The organism is Pseudidiomarina gelatinasegens (assembly GCF_004025325.1).
GTDB lineage: Bacteria > Pseudomonadota > Gammaproteobacteria > Enterobacterales > Alteromonadaceae > Pseudidiomarina > Pseudidiomarina gelatinasegens.
Genome location: NZ_RSFE01000008.1, coordinates 45832 through 66935 on the forward strand (window position 1 = coordinate 45832; position 21104 = coordinate 66935).

A 21104-nucleotide genomic window follows, 5' to 3' on the forward strand; every position below is an offset into this window, starting at 1 on the left:
CACATGGTAGCGAAATTTATTTCAATATTCACACCATTTTCACGAAAGTTAGGCTAGTCTTAGAAATGAATGGCACGTTATCAAAATCATTAAAATACCAACGTAGCTTGAGGTACAACATGTCCGAAACCGTTCCAAAGTTTTATCTACTTGATACTAATATCCTGCTGCACGAACCCCTCGCTTTTTTAAACTTCGATGAACACAATGTTGTGATACCAATGGTTGTCCTAGAGGAGTTGGACAACATCAAAGATCGCCATAAAGACGTAAGCCGTGAGGCTCGAGTGGCGATTCGGTCACTCGAAAATGCGTTGAAGGACGCAACCCCCGAAGAAATTCTTGAAGGCGTACCGCTGAGCAATATGGAAGGTGCGCATCATGCAGAAGGTACTTTAGCGATTTATCCTGATTATCAACTAAAACAACAGGATGCAGCGCTAAATTTGTCTGAAAATGATCACCGGATAATTCAAACAGCATTGGAACTGCAGCGCAAACATAAATCTACGAAAGTGGTGTTGGTGACCAAAGACATCAACATGCGCTTGAAGGCAAAGGGGGCTGGGGTTAAGTGCGTTGAAGACTATCGAACCGATCAGCTTATCGACGATATTCGCTTTTTGTCCAAAGGCTTTGTTGAAGTTGAAGGTGATTTTTGGGCCCATGTTGGTGACGTTACCAGCGCCCAAGAGGGCCGGGAAACTTTTCATGAGGTTGCGCGCGATGTGCTGCCGACAGTATTCCGCAACCAATACATTATTGATGATACCGAGCATTTTGCCGCAAAAGTTGTTGGTTACGACAAAGAAAATATTCGGCTGCATGACATTGGTTTCGAACGCATGATGAGTTACCGAGCCTGGGGAATTCACCCTAAAAACATCTACCAAGCTATGGCAATGAACGCCTTATTGGATCCGAGTATCGATTTGGTAATTCTCACTGGGCCTGCGGGCAGCGGTAAAACTTTGCTGGCGCTTGCCTCAGCACTGGAGCTCGTTATTGAGCAGGGCATTTATGAAAAAATCATTGTAACGCGCAATACGCCTGAAATTGCCGAGTCCATTGGTTATTTACCGGGCACCGAAGAAGAAAAGATGGCGCCGTGGTTAGCGGCCATTACCGATTCGTTGGAAGTGCTGCACAAACAAGATGAGAGTATGGAATCAAGCCTGAACTACATTATGAAAAAGGCGAATATCCAGTTTAAATCACTCAATTTCATGCGCGGGCGCAGCATCCAAAATGCGATTGTAATTTTGGACGAATCGCAAAACTTAACTGCATCGCAATTGAAAACAATCATTACCCGCTGTGGTACCGGAACTAAAATTATTTGTTCGGGTAACTTGGCGCAAATCGATAGTTACTACCTGACGGCAGTGACTTCTGGGTTAACCTATATTGTGGAGCGCTTTAAAGATTATCCAGGCAGTGCAACAGTTAACTTAAATGGGGTGGTGCGCAGTTCATTGGCGCAGTACGCAGAAGAGAACCTTTAACTAAGAGTTTTGACTCAAAAAGTCTTCGAGTATTAATTGCGCCGCGGCACTATCAACTTTGCCTTTTTGCAATTGTTTGTAGCCGCCGCGGCCAAACAAATCTTCTTTTGCCGCAACGGTTGTTAAGCGCTCATCTTGCAATGCCACTTTAATCCCAAATCGGCCATGCAGCCGATTTGCGAATTTGCGGGCAAGATCAGTCAGCGGTTGCTCCGTGCCATCCATATTCAGCGGCAAGCCAACCACCAGCAGTTCCGGCTGCCAATCAGAGAGTAACTTTGCAACTGCATCCCAATTGGGTTGACCATCTTTTGCTTTAAGTGCGGTTAGCGGCGAAGCGGTGCCAGTAACGGTTTGGCCGACTGCGACGCCAATGCTATGTGTACCAAAATCAAACCCGATAACCTGGCTCATGCGTGTCCTACGTCTGGACCAAGCTGCCAAGTTTGAATGCCGAGCTTTTTAACAGCACGCTGCCAACGCTCTTTGCTTGGGGTATGAAATAAAATGTCACTATCCGCTGGAATGGTTAACCAACTATTTTCTGCCAGCTCACGTTCAAGTTGACCTGCTTCCCAGCCTGCATAACCAAGAGTCAGCAGGTAGTCATCCGGCAAGTTTCCTTTGCCCATGGCTTCCAAAATATCTTTTGACGTGGTGATGACAATATCATCGCTAAGCTGTACAGAGCTGCGCCAGCTATGGTCGGTAGAATGTAAAACAAAGCCGCGATCGCGTGCCAAGGGGCCGCCCGAGTACACAGGGCCGTCAAGGCCAACGGAATTATCGGGTACTATAATTTCCAGTTTCTCGAGTAGATCTTCGACGCTTAATTCCACCGGTTGATTGATAATTAACCCCATAGCCCCTTCCGCATTGTGCTCACAAATATATGTTACCGTGCGTGCAAAATACGGATCGTCCATGCTGGGCATGGCAATCAAGAAATGATTCTGTAGGCTATTTAATGTTTCCATGACTGTTACAACTCCAATGAGAAAACGCCGGTTTTTACCCCGTTAGCACAAACCCAACTGCCGCTCGATAGCTTCAAATACTTTCGCGGCGATATTGATATCATATGCGGATTCAATTTCGCGCATGCAAGTGGGGCTGGTGACATTTATTTCAGTCACGCGGTCACCAATTACGTCGAGGCCCACAATAGTTAGCCCACGACGTTTTAATTCAGGCCCAACTTTTCGTGCTAATTCCCAATCGCTATCGCTCAGTGGTTGGGGGCGTCCACTGCCACCTGCAGCTAAGTTACCACGTGTTTCTCCGGCAGAAGGAACCCGCGCTAGCGCATAAGGCATAGGCTCACCATCAATGATTAAAATGCGCTTATCCCCGTCACTAATTTCTGGTAGATAGCGCTGAATCATTGCAAATTGATGCCCGTGATTGGTGAGCGTTTCGATGATGACACCTAAGTTTGTGCCATCTTCACGAACGCGGAAAATTGATGCACCACCCATACCATCGAGAGGTTTCAATATGATGTCGCGGTGCTCTTTATGAAATGCGCGTATTTGCTCAGCACGACGTGTCACGATAGTGGGCGGCGTCAGCTCGGGGAACCATGCAGTAAACAGCTTTTCGTTGCAATCACGAAGGCTTTGCGGGCGGTTTACTACAAGCGCACCGCGGCGTTCAGCTAATTCTAATATATACGTGGCGTACACGAACTCGGTATCAAACGGCGGATCTTTACGCATTAAAATCACGTCAAAGCTGCCCAGGTTCATTTCAGTAGGCTCACCCAAAGTGTAAAAATCGGTTGGCTGATCCACCACTGTAACGCTGCGCGCTCGACCCATTGGTTCACTCGCTGCAATAGAAAGGTCATCCATGGTCAAATAATAGAGTTCGTAATTTCGCGCTTGAGCTTCAAGCAATAGACGAAAACTGGTGTCTTTGTATGTTTTGACCGACTCAATTGGGTCCATGATCATCGCAAGTTTCATCAAATGTCCTTAGGCAAGATCGCCAAATTGATATTGTATTACGCTCAGCGCCGTTAACGCGGCGGTTTCAGTGCGCAAAATTCGAGGGCCGAGACGAACCGGCAAAAATTCATGGTCGCTGGCGCTTTGCACCTCAAGGTCGGTTAGCCCACCTTCAGGGCCAATTAATAACGTAAGCTGTTTAGGTTCGACCGCAAGTTCTCGCAATGGTTTTGCGGCATAGGGGTCTAAGGTTAGTCGCATGCCTTCGGGCAATTGCGTTAACCACTGCTGAAACGTTATTGGCGCATGTACTTTAGGTACGTAACTGCGGCCACTTTGTTCACAAGCGGCAATAACTATTTTTTGCCATTGTTGTTGTTTCTTTGCCAAGCGTTCGCCGGTTAACTTAACGCCACAGCGTTCGGTGAACAAAGGTGTAATTTCGGTTACTCCAAGTTCAACAGACTTTTGCAGTACGAAGTCCATTCTATCACCGCGCGATATACCCTGTGCGAGGTGCACATGTACAAACGATTCTGAGGTGTTCGGTGCGACTGCCGTCAGAGAGACCGTAACAGAGCGCTTGTGAACCTCAGTAATCGTTGCCTGATAATTGTTGCCATCACCATTAAATAGCTCAAGGGATTGGCCAGCTGACATCCGTAATACACGACCAACGTGGTTGGCTGCATCTTCAGAGAGTGTCACCGTGCTACCCACAGCCCAAATGCATGAGCTTGGCTCATAAATGCGAGGAATGCGCATGCCGTGTTAAACCTTTCATCAATAATGCATATGCGAACATCTTAACACCGCGTGGAAATCTTTGGCAGCTTGAAAAGATTTGATTTTGTCAGATATCCGACCGATCATGGCTGCAGCGTGATCATTAAGGAGAAAAATAAATGCATCTCTCGCGAGCTTTAGTTATTTGGTGTTTTAGTTTGGCTGCGGTACTTTCCAGCAGCGTGGTGAAGGCTGAGGATGTGCACAGTTATGCGCGTTTGGACCAAGTGTCGACGCCGCATCTGGATTTAGTTTTAACCGTTGACTTTGAAGCACGCAAGTTAAAAGGGCATGCCACTTATACCTTACAACGGCATGATGACACCAATCAGATTTATTTAGACAGCAGTGAACTCGTGATTAAGCGCACCGAAATACGCGTGAATGATCAATGGCTGCCAACTAAATTTACCTTAGGCGACATTCATCCTAGCTTAGGGCAAGAGCTGATTGTTGATATTGGTGGTATTGCGGACAAGGTTCGTATTCATTATGAAACCATTCCTAGCGCAAGCGGCTTGCAATGGCTGACGCCCGCACAAACTGCCGGTAAAAAGCACCCATTTATGTTTAGTCAGTCGCAGCCAATCCATGCGCGCAGTTGGATACCAATTCAAGACTCACCGGCATTGCGATTAACGTACAACGCAACGGTAACGACACCAGAAGGGCTACTCGCAGTTATGAGTGCCGACAATAGCCTGAGTGAAGAGCGTGGGGGCGAATATCACTTCACCATGCCACAGCCGATACCACCATACCTGATTGCAATTGCTGCTGGCGATTTAGCAGTGAAGTCTATCAGCGACAACGTTGCAGTATTTGCTGAGCAGTACATTCTCGATGACGCTGCGTGGGAATTTGCAGATACGCCGGCAATGATTGAAGCGACCGAGGCAATGTATGGTCCTTATCGTTGGGACCGCTATGATTTATTGATTTTACCACCAAGCTTTCCTTTCGGTGGCATGGAAAACCCACGGTTGTCGTTTATCACGCCAACCGTGGTGTCAGGCGATCGTAGCTTAATCAACTTAATCGCCCATGAATTGGCTCATTCTTGGTCAGGCAATTTGGTAACCAACGCAAGCTGGCGCGATCTATGGATTAATGAAGGCTTCACCAGTTACGTTGAAAACCGCATCATGGAATCGTTGTTTGGCAAACGACGCGCACAAATGGAACTCGCACTCGGTTATCAGGACCTCTTAGCGAATATCGAACGTCTGGAGCCAAAAGACACGGTGTTAAACATTGACTTGGGAACACGCCATCCAGACGATGTTTTCTCGCAAGTACCTTACGTGAAAGGCCAATTATTTTTAGTGTACTTAGAAGAAAAGTTTGGTCGTGAAACCTTTGATAAATTTTTGCGTAAATATTTTGATGATTTTGCTTTCCAAAGTATTTCAACCGCGCAATTTAAAACCTATTTGCAGCGTGAGCTCTTGGCTAAAAACCCGGACGCGGTAAGCACCAGTAAAGTAAATGAATGGTTGCACGAACCGGGCCTACCTGCCGACGCTCCAAAACCTACATCGGATGCTTTTGCAAATGTCGAAAAGCAGATGCAGCGCTGGCTTAAAGGTGGTCAGTTACAAATTGAAAAGTGGACAACGCACGAATGGTTGCACTTCATTAATAATCTGCCACTCGATATTTCGGCCGAAAACATGGCGCGTTTGGATCGGGTGTTTAATCTTACCGAGATTCAAAATAGTGAAATTGCGCACGCCTGGCTGAAGTTATCTATTGTGAAAAAATATGAACCAGCGCGCGAGCGTTTACGTAGTTACTTGCTAACTATTGGTCGCAATAAGTTGGTAAGCCCGCTGTACCGAGAGTTAGCGAAGACACCCGATAACCTGAAATGGGCTCGAGAAGTTTACGAGCAGGCAAAACCGGGATATCACCCGCTTACTCAAACGGTCAACGAGGCTTTGTTGTACGACAAAAACTAAGGAGTAAAACATGCCAAAGGCAATCGGATTTGCTGCCCAAGCAGCCGACCAAGCGCTCGAATATTTTGAGTTTGAGCGTCGCGATCCAACCGCTGACGACGTTGAGATTGAAATCGAATACTGTGGTGTGTGCCACTCAGATTTGCACCAAGCCCGTAATGAATGGGGCGGCACCGTTTTCCCGTGCGTACCTGGCCACGAAATTGTAGGTAAAGTGACCCGCGTAGGTAGCAAAGTCAGTAAATATAAAGTTGGTGACACCGTTGGCGTCGGTTGCATGGTGGACTCATGCCGTACCTGTGCAAATTGCGAAGACGGTTATGAACAGTATTGTGATAACGGGTTTGTTGGTACTTACAATGGCGAAGACAAGCACATGGGTGGCGTTACCTTTGGTGGCTACTCAAACCGCATCACGGTTGCTCAAGACTTCGTATTGAAAGTTTCTGACAAATTGGACCTGGCCGGTGTTGCACCCTTGCTGTGCGCTGGCATCACCACTTATTCGCCACTGCGCCACTGGGGCGTTACCAAAGGGCATAAAGTTGGGGTGGTTGGTCTCGGTGGTTTAGGCCACATGGCGGTCAAAATCGCAAAAGCGATGGGTGCCGAAGTGGTACTATTTACCACCTCGCCGAACAAAGTCGACGATGCGAAGCGCTTAGGTGCTGATCACGTGGTGATCTCTAAAGACGAAGAGCAAATGAAGGCATGGCGCAATAGCCTTGATTTTATTTTAAACACGGTTGCTGCACCGCATGACTTGGATGCTTACTTAACCTTGCTGCGTCTTGATGGCACCATGACCTTAGTCGGTGTTCCGGCTGAGTCGCACCCGTCACCGGCAGTATTTAATTTAATCGCGAAACGCCGCAGCTTGGCTGGCTCGTTAATTGGCGGTATTGCCGAAACACAAGAAATGCTCGATTTCTGTGCCGAGCACGGTATCACCTCAGATATCGAGATGATTGCCATGGACGAAATCAACGAAGCCTATGAACGTATGCTGAAAAGCGACGTGAAATATCGCTTTGTGATTGATATGGCAACACTAAAACAGAAATAAAGACTTTTAGACGTCTAAATGTAGAAAAGTGGGCATGGTTCAGTTAAACTACGCCCACTTTTTTATTCCTAACTTTGACTAGAGATCGCAAAGCATGGCACAGCATTTATTTACTTCTGAGTCAGTATCAGAAGGGCATCCAGACAAAATCGCCGACCAAATTTCGGACGCGGTACTCGACGCAATTCTTAAGCAAGATCCGCGTGCACGGGTTGCCTGTGAAACCTATGTAAAAACGGGCATGGTGCTCGTTGGTGGTGAAATAAACACCAATGCATGGGTTGATATTGAAGAAATCACGCGCAATACCGTACGTAATATTGGTTATGTTCATTCCGATATGGGTTTTGATGCTGATTCATGTGCTGTACTCAATGCCATTGGCAAGCAATCACCAGATATTAATCAAGGTGTTGATCGTGCAAGCCCAGAAGAACAGGGCGCCGGTGACCAAGGCCTTATGTTTGGCTATGCGTCAAACGAAACTGATGTGCTGATGCCTGCGCCAATCACTTATGCGCATCGTTTGGTGCAACGTCAGGCTGAAGTACGTAAAAACGGTACCTTGCCGTGGTTGCGTCCTGACGCGAAGTCACAATTAACTTTTATTTATGAAGATGGCCGGCCGGTAGGTATTGATGCGGTGGTTTTGTCAACGCAGCATCATCAAGATATTAGCCAAAAAGACCTCCGTGAAGCGGTTATTGAGACCATCATTAAACCGGTTCTGCCGGAGGCATGGTTCCCGAAAAATCAAGAACGCATTTTTATTAACCCAACCGGTAAGTTCGTGATTGGTGGGCCAATGGGTGACTGTGGTTTAACCGGTCGCAAAATCATTGTCGACACATACGGTGGTATGGCGCGTCACGGTGGTGGTGCATTCTCGGGTAAAGACCCTTCCAAGGTTGACCGCAGTGCAGCATATGCTGCGCGTTATGTCGCGAAAAATTTGGTTGCAGCAGGCTTAGCGGACCGTGTTGAGCTGCAAATTTCTTATGCGATTGGTGTTGCCGAACCAACCTCGATTAGCATCGAAACGTTCGGAACCAGCCCGCATAGCGAAGAAAAATTGATTGCACTGGTACGCAAGCATTTTGACTTGCGCCCTTATGGCTTAATTCAAATGCTTGACCTTGAGCAGCCGATTTATCAAGCCACAGCAGCTTATGGCCACTTCGGGCGTAATGAGTTCCCATGGGAAAAAACAGACAAGGTAGAAGCACTTCGCGCTGATATCTAATTTGCGTCAAAGCCCCGAAATGTGGAGAATACGCGCACCATTTGTGCATTTTTCCACACGCTAAATTTCGGGGTTTGTTATGACAGCAGCAGTATCGGAGCGAAAATATCTCGCCAATGCCATTCGTGCACTCAGCATGGATGCGGTTCAACAGGCTAACTCTGGCCATCCAGGAGCGCCAATGGGCATGGCTGATATTGCCGAAGTTCTGTGGCGTGACTACCTTAATCACAACCCTGCAAACCCTGACTGGGCGAACCGCGATCGTTTTGTTTTATCAAACGGACACGGTTCAATGCTGATTTATTCACTGTTGCACCTTACCGGTTATGACCTCGATATTAATGAAATAAAGAATTTCCGACAGCTTCATTCAAAAACCCCAGGTCACCCAGAGTACGGTTATGCGCCAGGTATCGAAACAACCACAGGTCCGCTTGGACAAGGCGTAACCAACGCGGTGGGCATGGCACTTGCCGAGAAAGTACTCGCAGCACAATTTAACCAACCCGCGCATGACATTATTGACCATTACACCTACACGTTTTTAGGCGATGGTTGTTTAATGGAAGGTATTTCGCATGAAGCCTGCTCACTGGCCGGTACGCTAGGGTTGGGCAAACTGATCGCATTTTATGACGACAACGGCATTTCGATTGATGGTGAAGTTGAAGGCTGGTTTACTGACGATACGCAAAAGCGTTTTGAAGCCTATAACTGGCACGTGATTGCCGATGTTGACGGTCATGACGCTGAAGCGATTAAAGCGGCTGTTGAAGCTGCGCGTGCGCGGTCAGACAAACCAACGCTGATTATTTGTAAAACCATTATCGGTTTTGGCGCACCGAACAAACAAGGCTCTGAAAGTTGCCACGGCGCACCATTGGGTGCCGATGAAATTGTTGCAGCACGTGCACAGCTGGGCTGGGAGCATGGGCCGTTTGAAATTCCAACGGACGTTTATGCAGCATGGTCAGCCAAGCAGCAAGGTGCGCAAGCTGAAGCAGCATGGAATAAGCGCTTTAATGATTACGCGCAAGCTTACCCAGAACTTGCTGCGGAGCTCAAACGTCGATTAGATGGCGATTTACCAGCAGATTTTGCTGCACAAGCCGATGCGTATATTGCTAAGTTGCAGTCGGAGCCAGCCGATATTGCCAGCCGTAAAGCGTCACAAAATGCGTTAAATACTTATGGCCCGTTATTGCCGGAGTTATTGGGTGGTTCTGCCGATTTGGCGGGTTCCAACCTCACCATCTGGAGTGGCTCGAAAGGTATTACTAAAACTGACGCCAGCGGTAACTACATCTTTTACGGCGTGCGCGAGTTTGCGATGTCAGCAATCATGAACGGCATTGCGTTGCATGGTGGTTTTACACCGTACGGCGCAACCTTTTTAATGTTCATGGAATATGCACGCAACGCGGTTCGTATGGCTGCACTCATGAAGCAACAAAGCATTTTTGTATACACACATGACTCGATTGGTTTGGGCGAAGATGGCCCAACGCACCAGCCGGTAGAGCAAATCGCGAGCTTGCGGATGACGCCAAATATGAGCACGTGGCGCCCATGTGATCAGGTTGAATCAGCCGTGGCATGGAAGTACGCATTGTTGCGCAAAGACGGACCAACCTCGTTGATTTTTAGCCGTCAAAATCTAGCACAGCAAGAACGTAGCCATGACCAAGTTGCTAATATTGAGCGCGGTGGTTATGTGCTGCTTGATAGCAACGGTACCCCAGATTTAATCCTGATTGCGACAGGCTCTGAAGTTGCCTTGGCAGTAAGCGCAGCAAAAACCTTACAGGCTGAAGGCCATCAGGTACGTGTTGTGTCGATGCCGGCAACCGATGTATTTGATCAGCAAGATAGCGCCTACCGCGAGCAGGTATTACCAAGTACCCAAACGAATCGTATCGCGATTGAAGCGGGTATTGCAGATTACTGGTTTAAATATGTTGGTTTGCAAGGGCGTATTATCGGCATGACAAGTTTCGGCGAGTCAGCCCCTGCCGGTGAACTGTTTAAACACTTTGGATTTACCGTAGAAAATGTTGTGACAACCGCAAAGGAATTATTAAACGCATGAGCACCAAGCCCGCACGCATCGCGATAAATGGATTTGGCCGTATCGGTCGCAGTGTTTTGCGGGCGCTCTACGAGCGTGGCTACCGACATCATATAGAAGTGGTAGCAATTAACGAATTGGCACCAGTTGAGTCCATGGCGCACTTGCTCAAATACGACACCAGCCACGGGCGCTTTCAAAGTCCTGTGGTGGTATTGAATGAACAGCAGTTACAGGTAGCTGGTGATTCAATCGCTGTTTCCGCAAATAGTGAAATTGAAAACCTAAATTGGCACGAACTAGGCGTCGATTTGGTGCTCGATTGCACCGGTGTGCATGGAACACGAGAGCATGGCGCAGCCTACGACAAAATTGGCATTAAACAGGTCTTGTTTTCGCAACCGGGCAGCGCCGATTTGGATTTCACCGCCATTTATGGCGTGAACAGTGACGATATGACACCGCAGCATCGGTGGGTATCGAATGGCTCGTGCACAACCAATTGTATTATCCCGGTCATTAAAGTTTTAGACGAAGCATTCGGTATTGATAGTGGCGCGATAACGACGATTCATGCAGCGATGCATGATCAGCAAGTTATTGATGCGTACCATACCGATTTGCGCTTGGCGCGTGCAGCGGGGCGTTCAATTATCCCAGTCGATACGCGTTTAGCGCGAGGCATTGAGCGAATCCTGCCTAAGTTTGCAGGTCGCTTTGAGGCCATTCAAGTGCGCGTTCCAACCACCAATGTAACGGCTATGGACTTAAGCGTAACGGTCAATACTGCCGTGAACGTGACCCGCGTTAATGAAGTATTGTCCGATGCAGCTCGAGGGCCTTTGGCAAAAATTCTCGGCTTTGTCGATGAACCGCTGGTGTCGATTGATTTTAATCATGATCCGCGTTCAAGCATTGTCGATGGCACGCAAACCCGTGTTGCTGACAAGCGCTTAATTAAAGTGCTGTGTTGGTGCGATAACGAATGGGGCTTTGCAAACCGAATGTTAGACACTGCCCAAGTGATGTTGGCGCAGTAAAATGAAATTCATTAATGAGGCACAGTTATGTCATCAGTAATTACTATGTCCGATTTAGACCTCAAGGGATTACGAGTTCTGATTCGCGAAGATTTAAATGTACCGATTAAAGACGGCAAAGTGACATCAGATGCGCGTTTACGTGCGGCAATACCAACCATTGAAGCTGCAATTGAAGCTGGCGCTAAGGTTATGGTGATGTCACATTTAGGGCGCCCAGAAGAAGGCGTTTTTGATGAAGAGTTTTCACTGCAACCAGTGGTTGACTATCTTAATGACACCTTGAGTGTTCCTGTGCGTTTAGCGCCAGACTATCTTGACGGTGTTGATGTGAATAGCCGAGAAGTTGTGGTGTTTGAAAACATTCGCTTTAATAAAGGCGAGAAGAAAAATGATGATGACCTGGCTCAACAGCTCGCCGCATTGTGCGATGTATTCGTTATGGATGCATTTGGCACGGCGCACCGGGCTCAAGCCTCTACGCATGGCGTGGCCAAGTACGCAGACGTTGCTTGCGCAGGTCCGTTGTTGGCAGCAGAACTTGATGCATTGGGTAAAGCGTTAGCGAACCCCGCACGGCCGCTTGTAGCAATTGTTGGTGGTTCGAAAGTATCAACTAAGCTTACCGTACTTGAGTCATTGTCGAATGTTGTTGACCAACTTATCGTTGGTGGCGGTATCGCGAATACCTTTATTGCTGCAGCAGGTCACAATGTCGGCAAATCATTGTACGAAGAAGACCTTCTTGAAGAAGCCAAGCGTTTAGTTGCCGCAGCGAAAGCCAAAGGCGGCGACATTCCGTTACCGTCAGACGTGGTAACAGGGAAAGAATTCAGCGCGCAAGCGCAGGCCGAGACGAAATCAGTTGCAACCATTGCGGATGACGATATGGTTTTTGATATCGGTCCAGATACGGCGGCTGCCTTTGCAAAAGTTTTGGAACAAGCTGGTACTATTGTTTGGAACGGCCCGGTCGGTGTATTTGAGTTCGACCAGTTTGGCGAAGGAACAAAAACGCTGGCGCATGCTATTGCAAATAGTTCAGCATTTTCTATCGCCGGTGGCGGCGATACACTTGCCGCCATTGATAAGTATGGTATCGCTGATAAAATCAGCTATATCTCAACGGGCGGCGGCGCTTTCTTAGAGTTTTTAGAAGGCAAAAAATTACCAGCAGTCGCGATTCTGGAAGAACGCGCGTTAAATGGCTAACAGGCCAAACCCAATAGGACATTAGGAGAATTTATTCATGGCACTAATTTCATTACGTCAGTTGCTTGACCATGCAGCTGAAAATAATTACGGCGTTCCCGCCTTTAATGTGAACAATTTAGAACAAATGCGCGCGATTATGGAAGCCGCAGATGAAATGGACAGCCCAGTGATTGTGCAAGCCTCAGCAGGCGCACGGAGCTACGCTGGCGCACCATTCTTGCGTCATTTGATTTTAGCCGCGATTGAAGAGTGGCCACACATTCCTGTGGTTATGCATCAAGACCATGGTACATCACCTGCTGTCTGCCAACGTTCAATTCAATTGGGCTTTAGCTCAGTGATGATGGATGGTTCTTTACGCGAAGATGGTAAAACGCCGGCTGATTACGATTACAACGTGAAGGTGACCCAGCAAACAGTAGCTATGGCACATGCGTGTGGCGTATCTGTTGAAGGTGAATTAGGTGTACTCGGTTCATTAGAAACCGGTGAAGCGGGTGAAGAAGACGGCGTTGGCGCTGAAGGCAAGTTAACCCACGATCAGTTACTCACAGATCCTGAAGAAGCTGCACAATTTGTGCGTGCAACCAATGTTGATGCTTTGGCAATTGCTTGCGGTACTTCACACGGCGCTTACAAGTTCTCGCGTCCACCAACTGGCGATATCTTAGCGATTGATCGCATTAAAGAGATTCACAAACGGATTCCTACTACGCACCTTGTTATGCATGGTTCGTCATCGGTGCCACAAGAATGGCTGAAAGTAATTAACGAATTTGGTGGTGAAATTCCAGAAACCTATGGCGTGCCAGTTGAGCAAATCGCTGAAGGGATTAAGCACGGCGTACGTAAGGTAAACATTGATACCGATTTGCGTTTAGCATCAACGGGCGCTATTCGTCGCCATTTGGCTCAAAACACCAGTAACTTCGACCCGCGTAAATATTTCAAAGCGTCAACCGATGCCATGTACGAAATCTGTAAGGCGCGTTATGAAGCGTTTGGCTGTGCTGGTCAAGCAAGCAAAATTAAGGCGCTTTCGCTTGAAGAAATGTTCAAGCGCTATGAACGGGGCGAATTAGACGCTAAAGTGAAGTAACAGCCCTTTAGCTCGCGAGGCCTTAGTCTGTATAATAACAATAAGGCTTCGCAAGAAATTTTGGTTTAAAAAAGGAGTGGGGGATTCGCGTGCGCTTAACAACTACATCTATGGCTTTGGCAGCCGTACTAACATTCGTAACTGTACCCGCGTCAGCCAGCATCTTTATGTATGACGATGCGAGTGACTTGGATACAGAGAAAAAGACAGAGTGGGATGCAAGTGCAGAACTTGGTCTTCTTTTCACTTCTGGTAATACTGAAACAGAAACCTTTAAAGCGAAGTTGAACCTCGCCCGTGACGTCGAAAATTGGCGTCACAAAGGTGTAATTGATTACTACCGTTCTGAGCAGCAAGACCAAGCGACCGGGGATACTATTCTTACCGGCGATAAAACCTTCTTGTCGGCGCAGAGTAACTACAAGTTTAGCCCTGACAGCCGTTCATCGGTATTTGTCTTCGGTTCTTATGAAGAAGACCAATTCAGTGGTTATGAGTACCAAGGTACTGTCGCGGTTGGTTACGGTGCCCGCTATCGTTATAGCGAGACGCTTTATACTGACTACGAGATAGGTCCTGGTTACTCAGTGAATAAACCTATTGTTGACGGTGTCGCTCAAGCGCAAGAAAGCAGTGCGATTATGCGTTTAGCGGGTAACTTGGTGTGGGACATCACCAAAAACTCGAAGTTCAATGCGTTGGCTTCTACCGAGGTTGGTGAAGATAACACCAAAACACGTGCTGAAGTTTCAGTGTCGGCAAACGTGAACAGCTCGTTGGCTCTTAAATTCTCAGTAGCCGGTACGCACAACTCTTACTTAGAAGACACAAGTAAAGAAAAGCTCGATACCGAAACTGCAGTAACACTTGTTTATTCATTCTAATAACTGAATAAATCAGCGAGGCGGCGGAATCTTATCCGTCGCCTAAGCGTTTTTTCAAGTGCACAGGTTCGCGGCGTTTGCGAATCTTCAGATTCAAAAGCTCGACACCTAAGCTAAATGCCATCGCAAAGTAAACGTAGCCTTTCGGTACATGGAAGCCCAAGCCTTCGCCGATAAGCGTGAAACCAATCAGAATTAAGAAGCTTAAAGCGAGCATTTTAATGGTTGGATGCGCATCAACAAAATCGCCAATCGATTTAGCCGCAAACAACATCACTAATACCGCAACAATCACCGCAATAATCATGACACTGACATGATCAACTAATCCCACCGCAGTAATCACCGAGTCCAATGAAAATACAATATCGATAACAGCTATTTGCGTAATGATGCCGCCAAAGGTAGCCGCCTTAGTGCCTTTTTTCTGTTCTTCAGTACCTTCAAGGGCATGGTGTATTTCAAGCGTACTCTTTGCGAGTAGAAACAAACCACCGGTAAGCAGAATTAAATCACGCCCAGAAAACTCAAACGCGAAAATTGCGAATAGCGGTTTGGTAAGCCCCATCACCCAAACAATTGCCAACAGCAGCGCAATACGCATTCCCATTGCGAGCATTAAGCCAACCTGCCGCGCTTTTTGGCGCTGAGCCTCAGGCAGTCGGCCGACTAATATTGAGATAAAAATAATGTTGTCGATGCCTAGCACTATTTCTAGCAATGTTAGTGTAAGCAGCGCCAACCAAGCTTCTGGCATCATAATCCATTCAAACATTATGCATCCCTCTTACGAACAATAATTTAGTAAACTACAATAAGTAGGTTACTGGTTAACCACAACTGTTAAATTAGTCTTTGCGCGACGTTTCGTTCTTCGTTAGTATTCGCGCACCTGAGTACAGGTTTACAAAACACTTATTTCCGCAGCAACAAAGGCGAACTTTTATGTCTGCAAATTCGTTTCTTGGTGTATTTGCCAAGTCGCCAATCAAGCCGATGATTGAGCATATCGACCAAGTGCATGATTGCGCTATGACGCTGAAGCCATTTTTCCAAGCTGTTTACGATGGAAATTGGGGAGAAGCAGAAATTCACCGCAAAGAAATCGTCAAAAAAGAGAAAGCCGCTGACGATCTCAAACGTGATATCCGTCTTAACCTCCCTGGTGGCTTATTTATGCCGGTGGAACGGACTGACTTACTCGAACTGGTTTCCCAGCAGGACCGCATTGCAAACAAAGCGAAAGACATTTCTGGCCTTATGACAGGTCGTGAAATGCAGATCCCTGCTTCCATGGTTGAAGGGTTTGACGCTTATTTGTCACGTTGCCTCGATGCCACCGATAAAGCAAAAGAAACCATCGGTGAGTTTGATGACTTGCTGGAAGTCGGTTTTAAAGGTCGCGAGCGTAATCTTGTTGATAAGATGATTTCAGAGCTCGATGAAATCGAACAGGATACCGACGCGTTGCAGGTGAAATTGCGCCGTCAACTGCGTGCGCTTGAGCAGGATATGAATCCGCTTGACGCCATGTTCTTGTATCAAATTTTGGATTGGGTCGGTGATCTCGCAGACCTAGCCGAGCGCGTGGGTGCACGTTTTGAACTCATGCTTGCACGTGTCTAAGTCGGGGTAGATTAAATGGATATTATTAGCACATATAGCATGACCTTGATCGTGCTGGCCGCTGCTTTTGGTTTCTTTATGGCCTGGGGCATTGGCGCCAACGACGTTGCCAATGCAATGGGAACATCGGTTGGCTCAAAAGCGCTGACCATCAAACAAGCCATCATTGTAGCGATGATTTTCGAATTCGCCGGTGCATACTTGGCGGGTGGTGAAGTAACTTCAACTATCCGTAAGGGCATTATTGATTCAGGATACTTCGTTGACACCCCAGAGCTTCTGGTGTTCGGTATGATTGGCTCGCTGCTTGCAGCAGGTACATGGCTACTACTGGCTTCTTGGGCTGGATGGCCGGTTTCCACCACGCATTCAATCATTGGTGCGATTGTTGGTTTCTCGGCGGTTGGCGTTGGTGTTGATTCCGTAAACTGGGGCTCAGTACTTGGTATTATTGGTAGCTGGGTTATTACGCCGATGATAGCGGGTTTGATTGCGTACTTTATATTCCTTAGTGCGCAGAAACTGATATTTGACAGTGATAATCCGCTCAATATGGCAAAACGCTACGTGCCATTTTACATGGCAATGACCGGCTTCATGATTTCACTGGTTACCATCAAAAAGGGTTTAAAGCACGTTGGTATTGAATTAACCAGTCTCGAAGGTTATTCACTCGCTATCGGTATCGCTATTGCTGTTGGTATTCTTGGTAAAATTCTTATTTCACGCCTCAAGTTTGACCCGGCGGCAGATAAGAACATGCACTACACCAACGTCGAAAAAGTATTTGCTGTGCTGATGATAGTAACAGCTTGTGCCATGGCATTTGCTCACGGTTCTAACGACGTTGCGAACGCGATTGGGCCTTTAGCTGCGGTCGTTAGTATTGTACAAAGTGGTGGCGAGATTTCTTCTAAAGCAGCTCTGGCTTGGTGGGTGCTTCCGGTAGGCGCCTTAGGTATTGTGGCTGGTTTGGCGATGTTAGGTCGCCGCGTTATCGCGACAATTGGTAAGGGCATCACTCACTTAACACCTAGCCGTGGTTTTGCGGCAGAACTTGCGGCGGCAACCACTGTTGTTATCGCATCGGGTACTGGTTTACCTATCTCAACCACGCAAACCTTGGTTGGTGCTGTGTTGGGCGTAGGTATGGCGCGCGGAATTGCAGCTTTGAATCTTGGTGTTGTTCGTAACATCGTGGTTTCTTGGGTTGTCACGCTGCCAGCCGGCGCAATCATGTCGATTCTGTTTTACTTCATCATTAAAGCGGCATTTGGCGCGTAATAATGAGATGAAAATAAAAAGAGCACTTCGGTGCTCTTTTTTTTGCCTGTGATAAAACTTTTTTATACGGCGTTACGACTATAGCTGTAACCATAATAAAGGATATCCACAATCGTGTTTGCACCATCGGATGAGCGACTTATAAAAAGAGCGCTTGATAACAACAAACAAGCTTGGCTGCAGCTAATAAGTCGCTATGAGCGGCTGGTATATAACTATGCCTTGCGTATGGTTGGCAACCGTGACGATGCTCTGGACTTGATGCAGGAAGTATTTATCTCAGTGTTTCGAAACTTAGAAAGTTGGCGTGGCGAGAGCTCATTTAAAAACTGGATGATGACCATTGCACATAATCGCTGTATCGAACACTTTCGTCGCCGCAAAATTATCAGCGACGACTCTGATGTTAACGAGCAAGTTAGCGAAGATGCGTGGCACAACCCTGAGCAAGTTTATGCCGGACAGCAACGTGGGCAACAGTTGTTTAAAGCCATGCAAAAGTTACCGGTGGAACAGCGCATGGTTGTTGAACTTAAATTTTTTCAGCATTTGCAGTTGGGTGATATATCGAAGCAGCTCGACGTGCCGCTTAGCACCGTAAAATCCCGCCTATATGGCGCGATCACGAAATTACAAGAATGGGTGGAGGTTGTATGAGTAAACCACAAGACTTTGAACGTTGGCTAGCCGATACGGCAACCCAGCTCAATGAAGAGTCAGTGCCTGAGTGGCCGCGGGAATCAACATTCAGACCGCGCTACACAGCGCAGTCGAAGTACACTGCGTGGTGGCAGAAACCTTGGCTACCCGTTGGTTCTTTAGCAGTGTCTTTGTTTGCCATGGTACTGGTGCTGGGGCAAGTTCAGGTGAGCAGCAATGAGCATGGCTTTACGGTGCAGTTTGGTGGCACCGACGAAGCGAAGCTTGAAGCCATGATGGCACAGCGACTCAATGAATATGGTGCACAGCAACAAATAACGCTCGCTAATTATGCCACCAACTTGCGCGCTGATTTTCGTGAGGACTTCCGCACCGAAATGGCGCAAGCGAACAAGCAATTTGCAGATTACATGCTCGCGGTAAACCGCCAAGAACGAGAGGGCGATTTGGCTGAACTGATCCGTTATGTCAACGAACAACGTCAGGACGATCAGTACTACTTTGCCAGTCAGTTACAACAATTTTCGGACGGCTGGATTCAACCAGCGGTCTCTACCAATCAATAGAAACCTGAGTAGGGGATAAATATGTTACGCAAACAAATTTTGACAGTGTCTTTAGCTGCGGCGGTTATCGCAGGTTGTGCCACCGTTGCCGCGCAGGCATCGCAAGAAAGTGACGCTTCACAACGTAAGGCTCTAAAAGAGCAACTTGAAGTGATGAACAGCATTTTGACAACGAAGCTGGAACAAAATAAGGATTCTGGCCAACGTCGCATGGGCCACTGGCAACAACAGCGTCTGAATTACGACTACTTGGCAGGACAAGGTGTTGTCTACCGTGTGAAGTTTGGGCGCGCATTTGATTTTGACTTCGATTTCGACTTTGATGTTGATGCGCCGCACGCTCCAGGCGTGCCAATGCCGCCTCCAACGCCGAACGTGTTTATTGAAAAACGCGTCATCAAAACTGACGACGGCGAAGACATTGAGATTATTCAAGAACCGGGTGAAGCCTATGAAGCGGTGGCTGAGCGTGGGCAAGAAGTTGGTGAGCGAACACTCGCTGTACACGAATACCGACGCAAAATTCGTGATCTTGAGTATTCACTTCAAGCAACAGAAGCTAATGGACGTGAGAAATTAGAACAAGAGCTTGAAATTGCGCGTAAAGATTTGGAAGCGGCGCGCTCGGAACTTGATGCAGCAAAAGAACAGCTGCGCACTGCAACCCTAGAAATTCGTAACAACATTCAAGAGCGACGTGAGCAACGTAACGAAAAGTTGCAGCAGCAGGTTGCTGCGTTTGAACAAACCATGGCTGAAACGCTGTGCGACTATGGCGTAACGCTGAAAGCATTGCCCAATAACGAAAGCGTAAGTTTCGTTCTAGAAGGTGCTGGTAATAAAGATGCCGGTGGGCGGGATAAGATTTATATATTCAATAAAAATTCGCTATCTAATTGCCAAGGAAATGACGGCATAAGTGATCTTTTATCCAAGGCTGTGACGTATTCATTTTAACCGGTCTCCCTGATCGGTTGTCATCTCGTTTTAGCGCGCCTTCTTAGGCGCGCTTTTTTTTGCCTGTGCTTTTTTTCACAGCACAAAAACGGTAAAGTACGCGCTCACAACGCACCGATGAAGCCAATATGAACGTTAAAGACTTTAGTTTCGAACTTCCCGATGAATTAATCGCGCGCTATCCCCAACCGGAGCGCAGCGCGAGCCGTTTGCTCAACCTTGATGGTGCAAGCGGTAAAGTCATGCACCAGCAGTTTAAAGATATCGTCAGTCATCTGAATGCTGGTGACTTATTGGTATTCAATGACACGCGTGTTATTCCAGCGCGAATGTTGGGCGAAAAAGTTTCCGGCGGAAAGGTTGAGGTGTTAATTGAACGCATTGTCGACGAGCATCGTGTACTGGCGCATTTGCGCAGCAATCGTTCACCGAAAGTTGGTGCGCGTATGATTTTGGAAGGAGCCGTCGAGGTCGAAATGTTAGGCCGCCAAGATGCGCTTTTTGAATTGTATTTTCACACCTCTGAACCGGTCTTGAATGTGCTTGAGGCACATGGTCACATGCCGCTGCCACCTTATATCGACCGACCTGATGAAGATAGCGATCGTGAGCGGTACCAAACGGTTTACAACAAAAAGCCTGGCGCTGTGGCGGCACCAACTGCAGGATTGCACTTTGATGATGCAATTTTAAAACAGCTACAAGACAAAGGCGTAGAGTTCGCTTACGTGACATTGCATGTAGGGGCGGGTACCTTTCAGCCAGTGCGAGTCGACAACATTGAAGAACACCACATGCACAGTGAGTATGCGGAAGTTCCAGAAGAGGTTGTGCAGGCTATAAAAGCGACGCGCGCGCGCGGTGGTCGAGTTATTGCCGTAGGCACCACGTCGGTGCGCTCGCTTGAATCAGCTGCTCAAGCGTCGAAGATGAAAGGCCAGGAGTTACAACCATTCTTCGCCGACACCGATATCTTTATTTATCCAGGCTACGCGTTTCAGATAGTTGACGCCATGATCACGAATTTCCATTTACCGGAGTCAACGTTGATCATGTTGGTGTCCGCGTTTGCTGGCCGTGAAAACGTATTGAATGCGTATGCTGAAGCAGTCGCCGAACGTTATCGCTTCTTTAGCTACGGCGATGCGATGTTTGTGACCCGAACAGCACGCTAGGGTATAATGTGCACCTC

At 47.5% G+C, this 21104-nt stretch carries 20 protein-coding genes; 15 read left to right on the forward strand and 5 right to left on the reverse strand.

Annotation, left to right across the window (positions count from 1 at the left end; translation table 11 throughout):
• Positions 1–119 precede the first annotated feature (119 nt).
• The gene (locus EGC76_RS10125) at positions 120–1505 is read left to right on the forward strand and encodes a PhoH family protein (RefSeq protein WP_128352884.1); all 1386 of its coding nucleotides are present in this window, start codon (positions 120–122) and stop codon (positions 1503–1505) included.
• Here the strand turns inward: EGC76_RS10125 and ruvX are convergent, their stop codons facing one another.
• The 4 genes from ruvX to EGC76_RS10145 are packed head-to-tail and all read right to left on the reverse strand — an operon-like array spanning position 1506 to position 4219.
• On the reverse strand, positions 1506–1919 hold the full coding sequence (gene ruvX / locus EGC76_RS10130) for a Holliday junction resolvase RuvX (RefSeq protein WP_128352885.1): 414 nt from the start codon (positions 1917–1919) through the stop codon (positions 1506–1508).
• Positions 1916–2482 (reverse strand): YqgE/AlgH family protein, encoded by a 567-nt coding sequence (locus tag EGC76_RS10135; RefSeq protein WP_128352886.1) that lies wholly within the window; start codon positions 2480–2482, stop codon positions 1916–1918. The genes ruvX and EGC76_RS10135 overlap by 4 nt, the downstream gene beginning before the upstream one ends.
• Before the next feature lie 42 nt (positions 2483–2524).
• Positions 2525–3475, reverse strand: coding sequence for a glutathione synthase (gene gshB, locus EGC76_RS10140; protein WP_128352887.1), 951 nt, complete (start codon positions 3473–3475; stop codon positions 2525–2527).
• Between the two features lie 6 nt (positions 3476–3481).
• Positions 3482–4219: a 16S rRNA (uracil(1498)-N(3))-methyltransferase gene (locus EGC76_RS10145; protein ID WP_128352888.1), complete on the reverse strand. Its 738-nt coding sequence runs from the start codon at positions 4217–4219 to the stop codon at positions 3482–3484.
• Positions 4220–4359: 140 nt separating this feature from the next.
• Here EGC76_RS10145 and EGC76_RS10150 point away from each other — a divergent pair, with 140 nt between their 5' ends.
• From EGC76_RS10150 to EGC76_RS10185, 8 genes are all read left to right on the forward strand, one after another.
• A complete protein-coding gene (locus EGC76_RS10150) occupies positions 4360–6201 on the forward strand; it encodes a M1 family metallopeptidase (protein WP_128352889.1) in 1842 nt (613 codons plus the stop codon).
• A 10-nt stretch (positions 6202–6211) separates the two neighbouring features.
• Positions 6212–7267 (forward strand): NAD(P)-dependent alcohol dehydrogenase, encoded by a 1056-nt coding sequence (locus EGC76_RS10155; RefSeq protein WP_128352890.1) that lies wholly within the window; start codon positions 6212–6214, stop codon positions 7265–7267.
• 94 nt (positions 7268–7361) lie between these two features.
• Complete coding sequence (gene metK / locus EGC76_RS10160; protein ID WP_128352891.1) at positions 7362–8510, forward strand: methionine adenosyltransferase; 1149 nt, start codon at positions 7362–7364, stop codon at positions 8508–8510.
• 79 nt (positions 8511–8589) lie between these two features.
• Positions 8590–10602: a transketolase gene (gene tkt / locus EGC76_RS10165; protein ID WP_128352892.1), complete on the forward strand. Its 2013-nt coding sequence runs from the start codon at positions 8590–8592 to the stop codon at positions 10600–10602.
• Complete coding sequence (gene epd / locus EGC76_RS10170; RefSeq protein WP_128352893.1) at positions 10599–11621, forward strand: erythrose-4-phosphate dehydrogenase; 1023 nt, start codon at positions 10599–10601, stop codon at positions 11619–11621. Before tkt ends, epd begins: the two co-directional genes overlap by 4 nt.
• 27 nt (positions 11622–11648) lie before the next feature.
• Complete coding sequence (locus EGC76_RS10175) at positions 11649–12833, forward strand: phosphoglycerate kinase (RefSeq protein ID WP_128352894.1); 1185 nt, start codon at positions 11649–11651, stop codon at positions 12831–12833.
• 37 nt (positions 12834–12870) lie between these two features.
• Positions 12871–13935, forward strand: a complete 1065-nt coding sequence (fba, locus tag EGC76_RS10180) for a class II fructose-bisphosphate aldolase (RefSeq protein ID WP_128352895.1) — start codon at positions 12871–12873, stop codon at positions 13933–13935.
• An 89-nt stretch (positions 13936–14024) separates the two neighbouring features.
• Complete coding sequence (locus EGC76_RS10185) at positions 14025–14819, forward strand: DUF481 domain-containing protein (RefSeq protein ID WP_246013961.1); 795 nt, start codon at positions 14025–14027, stop codon at positions 14817–14819.
• A gap of 31 nt (positions 14820–14850) precedes the next feature.
• On the opposite strand, the gene EGC76_RS10190 is transcribed toward EGC76_RS10185, so the two are convergent.
• Positions 14851–15594, reverse strand: coding sequence for a TerC family protein (locus EGC76_RS10190; protein WP_128352896.1), 744 nt, complete (start codon positions 15592–15594; stop codon positions 14851–14853).
• A gap of 170 nt (positions 15595–15764) precedes the next feature.
• Between EGC76_RS10190 and EGC76_RS10195 the strand changes: the two genes are divergently transcribed.
• The 6 genes from EGC76_RS10195 to queA all read left to right on the forward strand — a co-directional run bounded on the left by EGC76_RS10195 (position 15765) and on the right by queA (position 21087).
• Entirely contained in the window at positions 15765–16445 is a 681-nt protein-coding gene (locus EGC76_RS10195; RefSeq protein WP_128352897.1) for a TIGR00153 family protein, read from the forward strand.
• Positions 16446–16460: 15 nt separating this feature from the next.
• A complete protein-coding gene (locus EGC76_RS10200; RefSeq protein WP_128352898.1) occupies positions 16461–17729 on the forward strand; it encodes an inorganic phosphate transporter in 1269 nt (422 codons plus the stop codon).
• A gap of 114 nt (positions 17730–17843) precedes the next feature.
• Entirely contained in the window at positions 17844–18386 is a 543-nt protein-coding gene (locus EGC76_RS10205; RefSeq protein WP_181950959.1) for an RNA polymerase sigma factor, read from the forward strand.
• Entirely contained in the window at positions 18383–18955 is a 573-nt protein-coding gene (locus EGC76_RS10210; protein WP_128352900.1) for a hypothetical protein, read from the forward strand. The genes EGC76_RS10205 and EGC76_RS10210 overlap by 4 nt, the downstream gene beginning before the upstream one ends.
• 21 nt (positions 18956–18976) lie before the next feature.
• Entirely contained in the window at positions 18977–19912 is a 936-nt protein-coding gene (locus EGC76_RS10215; protein WP_128352901.1) for a hypothetical protein, read from the forward strand.
• A gap of 128 nt (positions 19913–20040) precedes the next feature.
• A complete protein-coding gene (gene queA / locus EGC76_RS10220; RefSeq protein ID WP_128352902.1) occupies positions 20041–21087 on the forward strand; it encodes a tRNA preQ1(34) S-adenosylmethionine ribosyltransferase-isomerase QueA in 1047 nt (348 codons plus the stop codon).
• The last annotated feature ends 17 nt before the right edge of the window (positions 21088–21104 follow it).

What these genes read in the sequence shown, in the direction of transcription:
- EGC76_RS10125 (WP_128352884.1), top strand. Translation starts at nt 120, where the DNA reads ATGTCCGAAACCGTTCCAAAGTTTTATCTACTTGATACTAATATCCTG.
- ruvX (WP_128352885.1), bottom strand. Translation starts at nt 1,919, where the DNA reads ATGAGCCAGGTTATCGGGTTTGATTTTGGTACACATAGCATTGGCGTC.
- EGC76_RS10135 (WP_128352886.1), bottom strand. Translation starts at nt 2,482, where the DNA reads ATGGAAACATTAAATAGCCTACAGAATCATTTCTTGATTGCCATGCCC.
- EGC76_RS10145 (WP_128352888.1), bottom strand. Translation starts at nt 4,219, where the DNA reads ATGCGCATTCCTCGCATTTATGAGCCAAGCTCATGCATTTGGGCTGTG.
- EGC76_RS10150 (WP_128352889.1), top strand. Translation starts at nt 4,360, where the DNA reads ATGCATCTCTCGCGAGCTTTAGTTATTTGGTGTTTTAGTTTGGCTGCG.
- EGC76_RS10155 (WP_128352890.1), top strand. Translation starts at nt 6,212, where the DNA reads ATGCCAAAGGCAATCGGATTTGCTGCCCAAGCAGCCGACCAAGCGCTC.
- metK (WP_128352891.1), top strand. Translation starts at nt 7,362, where the DNA reads ATGGCACAGCATTTATTTACTTCTGAGTCAGTATCAGAAGGGCATCCA.
- tkt (WP_128352892.1), top strand. Translation starts at nt 8,590, where the DNA reads ATGACAGCAGCAGTATCGGAGCGAAAATATCTCGCCAATGCCATTCGT.
- epd (WP_128352893.1), top strand. Translation starts at nt 10,599, where the DNA reads ATGAGCACCAAGCCCGCACGCATCGCGATAAATGGATTTGGCCGTATC.
- EGC76_RS10175 (WP_128352894.1), top strand. Translation starts at nt 11,649, where the DNA reads ATGTCATCAGTAATTACTATGTCCGATTTAGACCTCAAGGGATTACGA.
- fba (WP_128352895.1), top strand. Translation starts at nt 12,871, where the DNA reads ATGGCACTAATTTCATTACGTCAGTTGCTTGACCATGCAGCTGAAAAT.
- EGC76_RS10190 (WP_128352896.1), bottom strand. Translation starts at nt 15,594, where the DNA reads ATGTTTGAATGGATTATGATGCCAGAAGCTTGGTTGGCGCTGCTTACA.
- EGC76_RS10195 (WP_128352897.1), top strand. Translation starts at nt 15,765, where the DNA reads ATGTCTGCAAATTCGTTTCTTGGTGTATTTGCCAAGTCGCCAATCAAG.
- EGC76_RS10200 (WP_128352898.1), top strand. Translation starts at nt 16,461, where the DNA reads ATGGATATTATTAGCACATATAGCATGACCTTGATCGTGCTGGCCGCT.
- EGC76_RS10210 (WP_128352900.1), top strand. Translation starts at nt 18,383, where the DNA reads ATGAGTAAACCACAAGACTTTGAACGTTGGCTAGCCGATACGGCAACC.
- EGC76_RS10215 (WP_128352901.1), top strand. Translation starts at nt 18,977, where the DNA reads ATGTTACGCAAACAAATTTTGACAGTGTCTTTAGCTGCGGCGGTTATC.
- queA (WP_128352902.1), top strand. Translation starts at nt 20,041, where the DNA reads ATGAACGTTAAAGACTTTAGTTTCGAACTTCCCGATGAATTAATCGCG.